The organism is Gordonia sp. SMJS1 (assembly GCF_029866425.1).
Lineage (GTDB): Bacteria > Actinomycetota > Actinomycetes > Mycobacteriales > Mycobacteriaceae > Gordonia > Gordonia hongkongensis.
This window is the reverse complement of the sequence record NZ_CP123381.1, coordinates 577,164-591,358: the sequence shown is the minus strand read 5'-3', so window position 1 is coordinate 591,358 and position 14,195 is coordinate 577,164. Positions and strand designations below refer to the sequence as shown.

At 65.4% G+C, this 14,195-nt stretch carries 15 protein-coding genes, 1 tRNA gene and 2 pseudogenes; 12 read left to right on the top strand and 6 right to left on the bottom strand.

Annotation, left to right across the window (positions count from 1 at the left end; translation table 11 throughout):
* Positions 1 to 322: 322 nt before the first annotated feature.
* Genes QAD21_RS02735 through QAD21_RS02720 form a run of 4 tightly spaced genes read right to left on the bottom strand, consistent with a single transcriptional unit; the run spans position 323 to position 3,444 of the window.
* The gene (locus QAD21_RS02735) at positions 323 to 811 is read right to left on the bottom strand and encodes a hypothetical protein (protein ID WP_065630518.1); all 489 of its coding nucleotides are present in this window, start codon (positions 809 to 811) and stop codon (positions 323 to 325) included.
* Positions 812 to 835: 24 nt separating this feature from the next.
* Entirely contained in the window at positions 836 to 1,321 is a 486-nt protein-coding gene (locus QAD21_RS02730) for a hypothetical protein (RefSeq protein WP_065630519.1), read from the bottom strand.
* A gap of 18 nt (positions 1,322 to 1,339) precedes the next feature.
* Entirely contained in the window at positions 1,340 to 2,527 is a 1,188-nt protein-coding gene (locus tag QAD21_RS02725; RefSeq protein ID WP_277244086.1) for a hypothetical protein, read from the bottom strand.
* Positions 2,528 to 2,568: 41 nt separating this feature from the next.
* Positions 2,569 to 3,444 carry a hypothetical protein gene (locus QAD21_RS02720; RefSeq protein ID WP_223258840.1) on the bottom strand — a complete coding sequence of 292 codons (876 nt, stop codon included), beginning with the start codon at positions 3,442 to 3,444 and terminating at the stop codon, positions 2,569 to 2,571.
* Positions 3,445 to 3,667: 223 nt separating this feature from the next.
* On the opposite strand from QAD21_RS02720, the gene QAD21_RS02715 reads away from it, so the two are divergent.
* The 5 genes and pseudogenes from QAD21_RS02715 (at position 3,668) to QAD21_RS02695 (ending at position 6,038) form a co-directional block, all read left to right on the top strand.
* A complete protein-coding gene (locus QAD21_RS02715; RefSeq protein WP_068970195.1) occupies positions 3,668 to 4,249 on the top strand; it encodes a hypothetical protein in 582 nt (193 codons plus the stop codon).
* 50 nt (positions 4,250 to 4,299) lie between these two features.
* A complete protein-coding gene (locus QAD21_RS02710; RefSeq protein WP_083229310.1) occupies positions 4,300 to 4,800 on the top strand; it encodes a helix-turn-helix transcriptional regulator in 501 nt (166 codons plus the stop codon).
* A 59-nt stretch (positions 4,801 to 4,859) separates the two neighbouring features.
* A pseudogene (locus tag QAD21_RS02705) lies at positions 4,860 to 4,967 on the top strand (VOC family protein); the annotation flags it as partial.
* A 60-nt stretch (positions 4,968 to 5,027) separates the two neighbouring features.
* Positions 5,028 to 5,879, top strand: a complete 852-nt coding sequence (locus tag QAD21_RS02700) for an alpha/beta fold hydrolase (RefSeq protein WP_065630522.1) — start codon at positions 5,028 to 5,030, stop codon at positions 5,877 to 5,879.
* An 83-nt stretch (positions 5,880 to 5,962) separates the two neighbouring features.
* A tRNA-Thr gene (locus QAD21_RS02695) sits at positions 5,963 to 6,038 on the top strand.
* 251 nt (positions 6,039 to 6,289) lie between these two features.
* Here QAD21_RS02695 and QAD21_RS02690 read toward each other — a convergent pair.
* Both QAD21_RS02690 and QAD21_RS02685 read right to left on the bottom strand, forming a co-directional pair.
* Positions 6,290 to 7,390, bottom strand: a pseudogene (locus tag QAD21_RS02690) (tyrosine-type recombinase/integrase); the annotation flags it as partial.
* A gap of 2 nt (positions 7,391 to 7,392) precedes the next feature.
* Entirely contained in the window at positions 7,393 to 7,989 is a 597-nt protein-coding gene (locus tag QAD21_RS02685; RefSeq protein WP_280360496.1) for a helix-turn-helix transcriptional regulator, read from the bottom strand.
* A 519-nt stretch (positions 7,990 to 8,508) separates the two neighbouring features.
* Between QAD21_RS02685 and QAD21_RS02680 the strand changes: the two genes are divergently transcribed.
* The 7 genes from QAD21_RS02680 (at position 8,509) to QAD21_RS02650 (ending at position 14,159) form a co-directional block, all read left to right on the top strand.
* On the top strand, positions 8,509 to 8,883 hold the full coding sequence (locus QAD21_RS02680; RefSeq protein ID WP_280360495.1) for a hypothetical protein: 375 nt from the start codon (positions 8,509 to 8,511) through the stop codon (positions 8,881 to 8,883).
* Positions 8,880 to 9,311, top strand: coding sequence for a hypothetical protein (locus tag QAD21_RS02675; protein WP_280360494.1), 432 nt, complete (start codon positions 8,880 to 8,882; stop codon positions 9,309 to 9,311). Before QAD21_RS02680 ends, QAD21_RS02675 begins: the two co-directional genes overlap by 4 nt.
* Positions 9,311 to 9,487: a hypothetical protein gene (locus QAD21_RS02670; protein ID WP_280360493.1), complete on the top strand. Its 177-nt coding sequence runs from the start codon at positions 9,311 to 9,313 to the stop codon at positions 9,485 to 9,487. Before QAD21_RS02675 ends, QAD21_RS02670 begins: the two co-directional genes overlap by 1 nt.
* A gap of 238 nt (positions 9,488 to 9,725) precedes the next feature.
* Positions 9,726 to 9,977, top strand: coding sequence for a hypothetical protein (locus QAD21_RS02665; protein WP_280360492.1), 252 nt, complete (start codon positions 9,726 to 9,728; stop codon positions 9,975 to 9,977).
* 1,109 nt (positions 9,978 to 11,086) lie between these two features.
* Positions 11,087 to 12,457, top strand: coding sequence for a phage/plasmid primase, P4 family (locus QAD21_RS02660; RefSeq protein WP_280361567.1), 1,371 nt, complete (start codon positions 11,087 to 11,089; stop codon positions 12,455 to 12,457).
* A gap of 294 nt (positions 12,458 to 12,751) precedes the next feature.
* Complete coding sequence (locus QAD21_RS02655) at positions 12,752 to 13,084, top strand: hypothetical protein (protein WP_280360491.1); 333 nt, start codon at positions 12,752 to 12,754, stop codon at positions 13,082 to 13,084.
* Positions 13,085 to 13,316: 232 nt separating this feature from the next.
* The gene (locus QAD21_RS02650) at positions 13,317 to 14,159 is read left to right on the top strand and encodes a hypothetical protein (RefSeq protein ID WP_280360490.1); all 843 of its coding nucleotides are present in this window, start codon (positions 13,317 to 13,319) and stop codon (positions 14,157 to 14,159) included.
* Positions 14,160 to 14,195 lie beyond the last annotated feature (36 nt).

Here is a 14,195-nt window from a genome sequence, read left to right as displayed (position 1 = left end):
TTCCCTGCCGGCGCATCGAGACCGATGTTGACAGCTCCGCGGCAGAAGGAGTGGTCACCAAAGGTGCCGAAATTGTTCCCGGTCGTTGATAGCTGGGGAATAGGGGCTGCGGTTGAGTGACCACCGCCAGCAACCGTAGCGATACTTGCCAAGACAAGCACGACCATAAAGACCATGAGTTTATTCATTCGTCCCTCACTATTCGATTCGGATCAAAAATTGGAAGTGGCCCCGCGTCGGTGCGCCACCCATCTGTGAGCACGCACCGAATATCTTGTCGGCGCGGTGCGGCGTACTAGATCGTCAGTTTTCGCTGGGTTCGTCAAGGAACCAGCATGTAGTACGACACGCCCACCGACTGCCTCAGACGAATCGGGTTGTTACGGGCATACGTCGACACCAGAAACTCGACCACTCCCGACCCAGTCCTGACCTCGTGAACCACCTTCTGCCCACGCCTCGGACCAAAATTGGCATTGAAGAAGTTCCATTGCGCGTACCCAATCGCACTGGTGTGCACCGTGCCGACCAACAGCTTGCACACCGGATTCCGCTTCCAACTCGGCCCCTGGCCGGTAAATCCGCGAGACGTGAGCGAGACGCGGACAACTCCCGGCTCCCTGGGCGCTGCGGTGAGACTGACGTGTAGTACACCGTTGCAGAATGAATGGTTGCCCACCGTAGCAAACTGGTTGCCGCTGACCGAGATTCTCTGCAGTTCGGGCGCCGCGTTGACATCTCCTGGACCAGCGATCACCCCGGTCAGCGCTGCTACAGCCACCGTCAGTGCAACTGCAATACGTCTTGACATCAGAAACTCAACTCACTTCGTAAGCTACGGGACCAACATGTAGTGCGACACTCCGTAGGACTGCATGACGCGAACGGGGTTGTTGCGCGCATACGAGACGGCCTGGAACTGAACAAGACCGGACCCGGTCCTGATGTCGTGGACCACCTTCTGTCCGCGGCGCGGTCCAAAATCGGCGTTAAAGAAGTTCCATTTGGCATACGCCTCGATGCTCGTATGCACTGTGCCGATCAGAAGCTTGCACACCGGCTTCCGCTTCCAACTCGGACCGTTTCCTGTGAAGCCAGAAGACGTGAGGGTGACCCGGACGACCCCGGGCTTGGATGGGGCGGCAGTCAAGCCCACGTGCAGGACTCCTCTGCAGTAGGAATGATCGCCAAAGGTTCCCATGGTGTCGCCGGTAATACCTATGCGTGGCAACTGTGGTGCAGCATCGCTTTTCCCAACTCCGACGACAACACCCGCGGACACGACGACAAGGCCGATCACTACACACAACAGACGTTTCATATTCAAAGGCCCTTGTTCTCAGTGATGTTCGGCTGAAGAGTTGCCAACCTCAGCCGGCCACAAGACGTCACTTCCAGGGACCGCGTTCTTCAGGCTGTCGGACTGTGCGCGAGTCCAGTCGCGTACCGACTTCTCAGTCTGCGGGCCGAACACTACATAGGGTGACCGAGCTTGCGCTCCCGACCATTTGAAGGTCGAAGCCCCTATTCTTGCGTCAACGTCGCCACGATGGTTGACGACATAGTCGACGGCTGGCAACCCCGCGCTGCGCGCGCGATCTGCTGTCAGGTGGAATTCAAACTGATTCGGCCCATCAGGCTGCGGGAGCGCGTGCCGTGGACCGTTCTGATTCCATGGCTCATCCGGGTTCGCGCCGGGGTCACCCGCGCCAAGCGCATACGCGAGGGCTCCGCCAGCAGTCCCACCGATGGCGAAACCGACTATTGCGCCTGCAGCGCCAGCCCCGGCACCTCCAACCCCGGCACCGATTAGTGCACCTACACCCGTCTGAAACGGCTGCGGCGGGAACGCGGAGCCGATCAACGCCCCGACTCCCGCACCAACTCCCGCGCCCACAACCGCCGACGGAATACCAAGCGCGACAGCACCAGCCGTACCACCGGCCATGACACCGATGATCGTGGCGGCAGCACGACGCGTCGCCTCATCCTCAGGAACACCAGCAGAGATCAAACCCTGCGCGATCTTCGCCTCACCGTACGCCGACCACGCATTGATCGAGTTCACATCACGCTTCGACATCCCCTCCGGAATGTCGGTGACAAAGTTGCCCACACGGATCTTCTCCGGCGGCGGCGCGATCGGCCGAACCGGCGGAGCAACCCGCGGAGCCACCTGATTATTGATCAACGGCGTGTAGGGCTCGTCATACGAATACGACCCAGGCGCGGTGTACGCCTGATACGGCGCCTCCACCGGCGGCCCCGGAATACTGCCCGGCCCCGGAACCACGACCGGCTCGACCGTGGCCTCAGCACCGGCACCACCATCCGGCGACACATCGCTCGGACTCGTGCCACCCTGCCCCGGCGCCGTGTCACCCGGACTCGTGCCCCCCTGCTCCGGCACCGCAAACGCCGCTCCCGCGCCCGCAGTGATCGACACCGCGACCACCGCCGACGTCACCGACAGCAATGGACCACTCGGCACCCGACGCTTCCGATGCCGACCCCGACTATGACTCATTACTCGACTACCTCTCTGGTGCGCCCACGGCGGGCGAGATCTCACTCAACTGATCGAATGGACTGGATGTAGGACTTGCCGCCGATGGTCGTCGTGCGGATGACCTGGCGGTAGGTGATGGGCGCCGCGTCGGGCTGCAGTTCGGTGAGCACCACCGAGTACTCCTTCGGGCCGCGCTCGGCGACCGTCAGACAGTGCCGGGTACCGAGTGGACGCTGATTGATGTACTGCTGCATCACGTACTCAGAGGCCACGGCGCCCGGCGCCGCGACCGCCCGTGCCGCCCTCGCCGAGCGCAGAATGTAATAGGCGTGGTTGAAGGCGCGGATCGCACCGGCGCCGGACTCTTGATCACCGGCATCGTCGCCGTCGGACACCGTCGTCCCCGACCCCACCGGGCGCTGCGTACAGGCGGGCTTGCTCGCCACAGCGGACGTGGATGGCAACAGCGAATCGGAGGCGTCAGCGGTGGACGTCGATGCCGTCGTCGATTCGGGCTCGCCGCCGCGCGTCAGGACCACACCCAAGGCTGTGGCGACAATCACAAGAATCGCTGCTGCCGCACCTGCGATTCGCAGTGGTGAACCGAGACGTGCGGGCTTCTCACCGCGTGCGGCCGATCCGCTCTTCCGCTTCGCACGGACCGACTTTTCCGCCTCCGCCAGGAACGCGTCAAGCTCCGACGCCGGGCGCGGCGCGACGATCTGCGGTGCGGCGACCGCCGGCCGAATCGGCTCCTCGAGCTGTGGAACTGGACGCTCGAGAACCGCCACCGCGGATGGCTGCGAGGCCACCTGAGCTGGACCGACGGAGCGGTATCGGGCCAGGTGAGCGGCCAGATCGGCGGCTGGCGTCGCGTCGGAAGCGGGCGACGGCGGGACGTCGGGGAACCACAGTGCGGAAGCGCGCGGCGGCACCAAAGATCCCTCCCCCCGGCCGGTGATCATGTCGTCGTGAAGTTGCGCTCAACGACGGCACGACGCAGGGGGTCCCCCGATGACGTCGGCATATGCCGTCGCTGACCTCGGGACACCCTACAACAGCTCTCAGGACCTTCTCAGCTGTCATCCACAGGGGTGACAGGCGATCCTGCGCTGCGAATTCATGCACACAGATGTCGCGCTGACTAGGGTCGCGAGTGTGCTTCTCACGGCCGCAGTCGCCCGCGGGGTCGCGGACGGGACCGTCGACCTCGCCTTCCGGCGATGGGGCCATCCGCGCATACATCCGGGTTCGAGCTTCATCGCGCTGACTCACGTCATCGAGGTGACGTCTCTGGAACGCGTCGACCCCGAACGGATCACGCGCGACGAGGCGCGGCGCGCAGGATACGACGATCCCGACGCCGTCCGGGCCGCCCTCTGCGTCAACGTCCACAATCCGACCTACCGCATCGGACTGCAGTGCATCGGCGAGGACCCGCGCATTGCCCTGCGCGCCGACGACGATCTGTCGGACCCGGACGTGGAGGAGATCCGAACCCGTCTCGACCGGATGGACTCCCGGTCCAAGATCGGGCCGTGGACCCGAGAAACCCTCGACCTCATCGCGCGCCGCCCGGGCGTGGTGTCGACCGATCTGGCGGCCGAACTCGGCAGGGACCGAGCAGGATTGAAGCAGGACATCACCAAGCTCAAGAAGCTCGGGCTGACCGACAGCCTCGTCGTCGGGTACGAACTGTCGCCGCGCGGCGTCGAGTTCCGGCGACGCGACCGCGACTGAGGTCACCGAACATCCGACGGTGACGTGTCGACGTGGGCATCATCGAATTCATGCCCAGCGCACACCCGGCCCGTCACCTGCTGCGCGCCAAGGATCTCGCGGACGTGCGCTTCGCCGAGCCGCTGACGGTCGACGACATGGCCGCCGCGGCGAAACTGTCCCGCGCCCACTTCTCGCGGGCCTTCGCGGCCGCATACGGACAGTCGCCACACGCGTATCTGCAGACTCGACGACTGGAGCGGGCAGCGGCGATGCTGCGAACGACAGACCGTACCGTCGCCGACATCTGCATGGCGGTGGGTCTTTCCAGTGTCGGTTCGTTCACCACGAGCTTCACTCGCGCATTCGGCAAGACGCCGACCGCATATCGGGATTCGTTCCCACCCGCCTCCATGTACGCACGGATACCGGCATGCGTTCTGCGCGTCTACTCGCGCCCGGCTCCGACGAGCCGGACCGCGCAATCCCCGGGAAGTGAAGCAACACGCGACGGGCGACGTGAGGACAGCACACGGGGAGAAGACCCCGACGGCCGCAGCGACTTACGTTGATCTCACACCGCAACATCCCTCAAGCGAAGGAAGACAACATGATTCGCATCGCCAGCGCCGAGTTCACCGAGACACCCGAAGAACGGCCGTACGGCATCGACGCGGGTTTCCGCGACCCGTCGGGAAACAGTGTTCGCCTGACGCAACTGGCCGAGGTACTCGCCTAGACCGCCCGGCGTTCCGGCAATCGCGGGTCGCGTCGCCGCGTCGTCGGCGACAATCCGACCATGAACAGCATCCGATCCGGAGTCACGGCGGCTGTGCTCGCGCTAGCCGCCGCAGGTTTGTGCCTCGTGGCCGGAAGCGCGAACGCCGCGCCGTTCCCGGTGATCACGGATGCGCCGACCGCCATCGCCACTCGCTACCTGAGTCCGGCATCGGAGTCGCCCGCCGGCGCCAACCGCTTCGGCTGCCGCGACCGGGACGGACGCAATCCGGTCGTGCTATTGCACGCGACCGCCATGAACCAGAGCGCCAACTGGGCGTATCTCGCGCCGACCCTGGCCAACGCGGGGTACTGCGTGTTCAGCCTGACCTACGGCCAGACGAGCTGGAGCGGCAACACCGGCGGCCTGGGCAACAAGGAGCAGTCCGCCCGTGTGGTCCCGGCTTTCGTCGGACGGGTTCTGGCTGCCACCGGTGCCCAGAAGGTCGATGTCGTCGGCCACAGCCAGGGCGGCGCGATCGCACAGCTCGTCACCCAATTGCCCGGACGCGCCGAACAGGTGGGCACGATCGTCGGGCTGTCCGCGTCGAACCGGGGATACTCCCGCGTCGGGTCGATCACCGACCGCCTACCGGCCCGTGCCCCCGGTCAGAGCTACTGGGGTCCGACGCATCGCTCGATCCGATACGTGAACCTCGCGACGCGATTCGACGAGATCTCGACGCCGTACACCGTGACCTTGATGCCGCCCGGCCCCAACATCACCAACACGGTGATCCAGGACGTGTGCCCGGCGTCGAAGATCGGTCACGTCGGGATGGCCTACTCCCCGACCGTCGCTGCGCTCGTCCGCAACGCACTCGATCCGCAGCGTCGGGTGCCGGTCGTCTGCGGTTCCGACTTCCCGGGTTGACCTGGGCCCTCTGGCTTCGACGACCCGAGTTTTGTTCGATCCCCGACCCTCGCTAGACTCGTCTGCGCTGCCTCGCGTAGCACGCCGCCCTAGCTCAGTCGGTAGAGCAATTCACTCGTAATGAATAGGTCAGGGGTTCGATTCCCCTGGGCGGCTCCATCTTGACCAGGCGATTCGCTTTCGAGCGGGTCGCTTTCGTCGTCTCTCGGGACGGGCGTGGTCACCGATTGGTCACCGTCTGCCGGTGAACTGCTTTCGTGGTCACGTTGGTCACCGATCGGCTGCGCGCGCTTGGTCCGTGGCACCAGCCCGGCCGCAGCCGCCGCGGCTTCCGCGCCGATGCCGCCGATGAGGTGGGTGTAGATGTCGCTCGTGATCGACAACGACGAGTGGCCCAAGCGCTTCGAGACGAGCACCATCGGTGCCCCCGACGCCAGGAGTAGCGAGGCCTGAAGGTGTCGGAGGTCGTGCAGCCGGACTCGACGCACGCCGGCGCCCTCGCACAGTTGATGGAACCGCTCGGTCACCTTGCCCGGCACCAGAGGCGCGCCATCCTCGCGAGCGAACACGAGCTGGTGGTCGTTGTAGGCACTCCCCCACTGCGCCTGCTCGGCCTCCTGATTGAGCCTGTGAGCCATGAGTGTGCCGAGCGTGTCGGGGTCGAGGTCGATGACGCGCGCTTCACCGCTCGAGGTCTTGGGTGCGCCGAACTGGATCTGCCGATGCTCCTCGCCGCAGTAAGGGCAGGGAACGCCGGTGCCGTCCACCTCGACGAGTTGCTGGCGCACGACGAGCACCTTGCGTTCGAAGTTGACGTCGGGCCATCGCAGGCCGAGCGCCTCGCCGCGCCGTAGGCCGGTCATCGCGATCGTCTCGAACACCGCCCCAAGGCGATCAGCCTGCGCGTGGGCGAGGAACTTCCCGAGCTCGTCAGGCTCCCACGGATGCACCTTCGGCTTCGGCACCCGAGGCAGCTCGACATCGATAGCCGGATTGAACGCGATGAGGCGTTGCTTCTTTGCTGATCCGAGTGCCGATCGCAGGGTGGCATGGATGCGCTGAATCGACGCCGGCCCCAACTGTTTTGGATTGCGGCGCTGCCCCTTGGTGAGCTTCGCGTCTTTGGCCGGCTTCACCGGCGGCTTGGCGATGGCAGTGAGCATCGCTTCGATGTGGGCGCCGCGGAGGTCTCGAAGGCGGACGTGGCCGAAGTGTGGGACGAAGTACAGGTCGACATGACGCTGGTAGCTGTGCAGCGTCGTCGGCCGGACCCCGGCCATTCGTTTGGCCTCGAGCCACTGCTCGAGGTAGGTCGCCACAGTCAGCCGGCGATCGACGACGACTTCGCCCGTGCGAACCTCTGCCAGTCGTTCGTCGAGTGCGTCCTGGGCCTCGCGCTTGGTGCGGAAGCCGCGCTTGCGCTCCTGCCGGCGCTTACCAGTTGCCGGATCACGCCCGAGGTCGACGACGTAAAACCACGAGCTGTCCGACTTCTTGATGCTGCCGCGCATGGCTACCCAACCTCAGGTTCGATGTGCGCCCGGCGGGTGTCCAGAGGTGCTGGCGCAAGGCCGGCTCCTCTCTGGTCTCGACGGACTTCCTCCAACTCTTGCTCGAGGCCGCGGATCTCTTCCTCGAGTCGTTCCCGAAGGAGCTGATCCTGCTCGCCGCCCCGGCGGATTCCTGCGAGTTGCGCCTCTGCCCGTTCGATGAAATCGAGTACGCGCCGTTCGCGACGTCCGAGCCTGAGCGGGCGGCCGCCCTCTTCGTAGTCTTCATAGTCGATACCCCAGTGGGTGAGCGCCTGATTGCCATCGGGGTCGGTCACAAGAACCTCGAGAGGCCGTTCACCCGAAAACCACAGCGCCGCAGCAATAGACGTGGTCATCGAGGGCACGCCACCTGACTCTGGTAGTGGCTCGACAAACTCTCCCGGGATACCCGGGTACAACAACCCCAGGGGTGGCACCCCAAGCGCCCGCGCAAGCACGAGCAGCTCCGGAACGCTGATGTCCCCGCCGCGCTTGCCGCCTTCGAGGGCAGCGATGCGAGGTCGCGAGACCCTCATGCCGAGCTCAGCCGTTCTGTCTGACAGCTCCTGGGCCGACATCTTCCGTCGGTCACTCACGCGAAGAGCCCGTATGCCGCGACCCACTCGAGCGGTAGTCGCCTTCGGCCAATCCTGTTGCTCCATACAGATCAAAATAGCAGGTGCTTGCTTACTACGCTGCATTAGCCTAGATTGGACTACATCGAGCAAATGATGGCTCGATTGCTTCATACAAATCAGGAGGACGCCATGCAGCACGTGTGGTCACCGAGTGAGGTTCGGGCTCTCGGAGTGCGAACGGACCTCGAGACCGCCAACAGCATCTTGGGACTCAATCGATTCACCGGTTACGAACTGGCCAGGTCCGGGGACTACCCCGTCAAGGTGCTCCGAGCAGGACGACGCTACATCGTTCCAGTTGCCGGTCTCCTTGCAGCTCTGGACATTCCGTCCCAAGAAGACGAGCGGCAGCTCACCGCGTGACCGCGGAGCGAGCAGACATAGACAAAAGAATGACCGGCCCGAGCACCACCTCGAAGCCGGTCGATCGAACGCCACCCTCACCAAAGGAAAGATCCGATGACACACATTCTGACACAACAGACCGACACATTCGAGTTCCCGCCCCTCGGCGCCGTCAGGGCGAAGCGTGGCTACGTCGATGAGATGGTCACCCTCGTCTCGGCGGCCGTCGACAGCCAGCACGAAGACGACACCCGCCCGGTACAGGTGTCGATAACCAGGGCCGCAGACAACGCACCCCTGTTCGATGTCCCGCTGCTCGATTACCGCATCGACATCGCGATCGGCGAAGAAACCACCCGCGGTTTCGACGACGTCATCGCCCTCGACCTCGAGCAAGCCGAGCGGTTCGTAAGCCTGTTGGCCGCGGCCGTCGAGCGCGGCAAGGCCGACCTGGTGCACAATGCGAGCTTCGGGGCGGTGGCGTCGTGAGCATTGCAAGCACCGTGCAGTCCATCGAGACCGAGCATCAGACGATCGCCAGCGCGGCATCTGACGTCGGCGTCCACGTCGAGATCCCCGACCACGTCCATAGCGCCCAGCAGATCCACGCCGCCCTGCCGGCGGGTGACGGCGGAATCGAGCTGATCGCCACACTCGTCAGCGGACGCGTGGTCGCCAACGTCGAGCGCTTCGACGCCACGGACCTGGATGGCACCCCTGAGCCCTCCACCTTGGAGGTGTCCATCTTCCTACCTGACGGCAACCGCGACGCCATCGGCGAGGGCAAGGTCGGGTTCAGCAGTGAAGACGTCGGGCGCGTGGCGCTCCTGCGCGACGTCGCGAAGATCACCGAGGCGGCGGCCAAGTTCGTCGATGCGTACGTCGCTGCCAGCACAGCGACGATCGAGGTGCGCTGATGACACGCACCGAATGGATCGACCGCCTCTGCAACGCGCTGGAAGCCTTCGACGAGAGGGTGCTCACCACTGAGCAGCTCGCGGCCATCACCGTCACGCTCGAGACGATGATGGGCATCGACGCTCGGCCTCAGGCGGCGCCGGTGCTGACCCTCGTGCGAGGTGATGCCTCGTGAGCGTCGTCGACATGTACCCGCTTCGCATCGGCCGCGACCGACCCGCAGGTGACTGGATCGACGGCCGCCCGCACGTCGATGGCCAGGTCGCGTCCCTCGATCGGCTTGGCTACCTCATCGCCGTCTACGAATCGCGCGGCTACAGGCCGACTCTCGGGAGTCGGGCCGCTGAGCGGATGACTGCGGCAGGCGGCGGATGGGCACGATTGGCCGCCCGACTCGAACGGAGGGACACACCTTGACTTCTTGGCAGACCTTCAATGTGAAGCGACGCGATGATCGCTACGGTCCGGACGCCATCACCGCCGATGGTCGCCGACTGTCCGCAGAGGTAATTCTGTTGCAGCGCAACGAGACCGGGAACACCCGAGCGGTCCTCGGCTTCCTCGTCGGCGCCGAGTACCTCCCCGTCGAAGAGATCCCCAACGGGACAGGCGAGGTCCGGTTCGGGATGAGCTACAGCGTCATCTACGAACAGGTGGCGCAGTGACCGTATCCTCCAGTCGTTTCTCCGACGGCGTGAGCACCGACAGTGCTGCGCCGTCGGGGTTGCGGTCCGCTCCCGGCACGGTCGACTTCGATGAGCTACTGACCATGCTCGGCCATGACGGGTTCACCGCGGTTTGTCACCTGCCCGTCGGCGGCAGCTTTCGCAGTTCGGTAACCGAGTCCGCCGACGCCGCCAGCCTGTCGAATGTCGCTGATGCCGACCTGTGGTTCGGCATCAATCCCGTGACCGGACCCCGACGTGGTGGTCGCGGCAGCTCTGACGACGTCACCAAGCTGTCCTGCCTGTGGGTCGACTTCGACGTCAAGGAGGGCGCCTGCGCCACCCTCGCCGACGCGGTCACGATCATCGACGACCTGTCCGCGGTCATCGGCACCAAGCCCGCGGTCCTCATCTGGTCCGGTCATGGCGTGCAACCGCTCTGGCTCATCGAGGACGATGACGCCGTCTTCACCAGTCCTGAGGACCGCGCCCGAGCGGCAACGCTGATCAAGCGATGGCGGCGTCTGGTCGAGAACTTCGCCGAAAAGCGCGGCGCGGGTGTCGATGCGGTCTTCGATCTCGCGCGCATCCTGCGAATCCCCGGAACGACGAACTACAAAGAGGCTCCGGTACCTGTCATAGCGACCCGCGGCACCGGCGGTCCGCTCACGCTCAACGAGATCGACGAAGTGCTCGACGCCTACGGAATCCCCTTCCCCGAAGACGAGATCATCGGTGAGGCAGTCGATCCCAGCACCTATGAGTGGGCAGACAAGACGTGCTGGTACGCCCCCGCGATGATCACGGGCTGGTCGAAAGACACTCCCCGCGCCGGTCGTCATCAGTGGCTCCTCGGACAGGCCACCCGCCTCGCCGCGGCCCGACGGCACGGTTGCCTCACAGCCGAGGAGCATCGCCGCGGCGTCGAGACCCTCCGAAAGCGGATGGACGAACTGTGCGCACAGGGGACGCCGCGCCGTGTCCTGGCGAACGAGATCCCAGATGCACTCACCTGGGGCGAGCAGAAAGTCGCGCAGATGGCCGCCGAGCGGGTCGCCCGTGAACTCAACGGACACACCCACACCGACAACGTCGAGGAGCTCGCAACGATGCCGCAAGCACCACCAGACAACGCCGCACCCACAACCGAGATCCACCGCGGGCAGGTCCGCATGGCCTACCGCCTCGCGGGTGCCTACAAGGGTCGCCTGCTCCACGTGACCGGCATCGGCTGGCATCGCTGGGACGGACAACGCTGGGCCTACGACGACACCGGGGCCGCCAGCCGTGCGGTCCTGGACATCCTCGAGCGGGCGTGGCGTGAAGCGCGGGACGACAAGGACCTCACCGCCGATGTCCGCAAGTGCGAATCACACGCCGGCATCACCGGGGTCCTGGCGATCGCCGGCACGCTGACCGACTTCTGCGCGACCGTGCGCGACCTCGACGCCGACCCGTACCTGTTGAACACCGCCTCAGGCACATTCGACCTCCGCACCGGCACACTGCGCCCACACAACCCGGCCGACCGCATCACGAAGGTGACTCGAGCTGCGGTCGCTGACACCGTCGATCCGACCTCCTCGTGGCAGGGCTTCCTCGACCGAGTGCTCCCCGACCCCGAGGTCCGCGATTACCTGCAACGCGTCGCCGGAGTTGCGCTACTCGGCCGTGTCACTGAGCACATCCTGGCGATCCTCACCGGCACCGGCGCCAACGGCAAGGGCACGTTCTACAAGGCCCTGTGCTGGGCGCTGGGCGACTACGCGAGCACCGCAGAACCCGACCTGTTCATGCATCGCCAGGGCGCCCACCCGACCGGAGAGATGGACCTCCTCGGACGGCGGCTGATCGTCGTCTCCGAGTCAGAGAAGGACCGTCGGCTGGCCGAGGCCACCATGAAACGCCTCACCGGTGGCGACACGATCCGCGCCCGACGGATGCGCCAGGACTTCATCGAGTTCGAGCCCTCGCACACGCCGCTACTGATCACCAACCACCTTCCGAAGGTCTCGGGAGATGATCCCGCCATCTGGCGCCGACTCCGAGTCATCCCGTTCGCGGTCGAGATTCCGCCAGCGGAGCGCGAGAAGACCCTCGACGAACGGCTCCAGATCGACGCCGACGTGGTACTGGCGTGGGCAATTGCCGGATGGCGTGACTACCGGACGAGGGGCGATCTCGCTGAGCCCGCGGCCGTGGTGGTGGCCACCGACGAGTACCACAAGGCCTCCGACGCCATCAGCCGCTTCGTCGACGACTGCTGCATCACCTCGACGCCAGCCCTCAAGGCAACCACCTCGCAGCTCTTCAAGGCCTGGGACGCATGGCGCGCGGAAGACGGCGCCGAAGCAGTCAGCCAAAAGGCGTTCGGGCAAGCGCTCGACAAACACGGATATCCGGTGACCGACAAGACCCGAATCGGCCGTTTCCGGGCCGGAATCGGCCTCAAAGTGGAGGTGTCAGATGACGCAGCGTGACGCATGTGACGCATTTATAGGTTCGTCCTACGCGTGCGCACACAAGGAAGTAATACAACAATGCGTCACATGCGTCACGCCTCAGCATCCCCGCAGGTCAACGGCGGTAGACGGGAATAGCCCCGATCGACGTCCACGACGGAGACCGCTGAGCGCACGCCTCCACTCCCTCGGTGGCCAAGCCAAAGACGGCGCCTACGACCGCGACGAAGAACGACAGCTCGCAGAACTCCTCGACCTCTTCGATGGATGGGTTCGACGACGACGCCTCGAAGCACTCAAGGGGGATGCATCGTGAGCTTCGAGTCCGACATCGACGCCGTCATCGCAGCGCTCGAGGAAGCCGCAGAGCGTGGATTGCAGGCCGGCGCCGACCTCCTGCTCGACGAGAGCAACCGCCTGGCTCCGATCGAGACGGGCGACCTGATCCGCTCCAGCAACACCGCCGTCGACCCTGAGCGTGCCGTGGTCGGCTACAACAGCGTCTACGGCCCTCGTCAGCACGAGGACCTGAGCTACCGCCACGACGAAGGACGCCAGGCCAAGTTCCTCGAGACCGCAGCCCATCGTCACGCCGATCGCATCATCGAAGCCGTCGCCGACGAATTCCGGGATGCGCTGTCATGAGCGCCGACGCGAATGCAGTGACGCTCAACCTCGCCGCCGGCACGGCCTGCTCGTCGTGGACAAACGATGCGCGACCGCGAGACCTTTTCGGCGTCATCACCGAGAAGTCCGCACGTGATCAATGTGTGATCACTGACGCTGTGACCAGCACGAATGACATACCCAGCGGATACCAAATCCGAAGGTCGGAGGCCAACGACCACCATCGCCCACCACAGTCAGGACACCGCTGATGCCTCTGAACGTCGCCACCCTCCTCGCCGAGATCAAGCTCGACGGCGCCGACCGCGTCACCACCGAGCTACGCCGTCTCGACCAGGAGTTCACGCAACTAAGCCGAGCCGCCGAGCGCAGCGGCGACCAGACCCGCAGCTCCTTCGAGGGCGCAGGCCGGGGTCTCAACGACCTCGGACAGTCCGGACGCCAGGCCGCAGGCGACATCGACCGAGCAGCCGACGACATGCGACGCAGCATCGAGGAAGTCGAGCGCGACAGCCGCAGGGCGGGCAATGAGATCGCCGGCAACCTCGGCAACGCTGGCCAGGAGGGCGGCAACCGCCTACGAGACGGCCTGCGGGGCGCGCTCGAGGGCGCCGCCGAGGAGGCCCAGGGCGCCGGCGAGGGCATGGGCGGCGGCCTGGTGGGTGGCATCACCGCCCGACTGGCAGGGGCAGGTGGCCCCATCGGTGGAGCAATCGCCGCTGCCCTGGCCGTCCAGGTGGGTATCCCCATGGCCGCGGGCTCGAAGATCGCCGACCTCGTGTTGCAGGGCTTCGATGCCCGTGCCTCCCAGGGCCAGATCAAGGCGGAGTTCGGCTGGACGGAAGGCCAGGCCGCCGAGGCGGGCCGCGCCGCCTCCGACGCCTACGTCAATGCCTGGGGTGAGTCGGTCGACGAGAACCGGCGGGTGGCCGGCCTCGCGATCCAGTCGGGGTTGCTGGACGGCACGGCTACCGCCTCCGAGATGCAACCGGTGATCGAACAGCTACAGATCGTGTCGACGATCATGGGCGAGGAGATCCCGGCCGTAGCACGTGCTGCGGGCCAGATGATCAAGACCGAGTTGGGGGTGTAGTGCTGAGCGACGGCGTCGTCGATCGAGGTCGCCGTC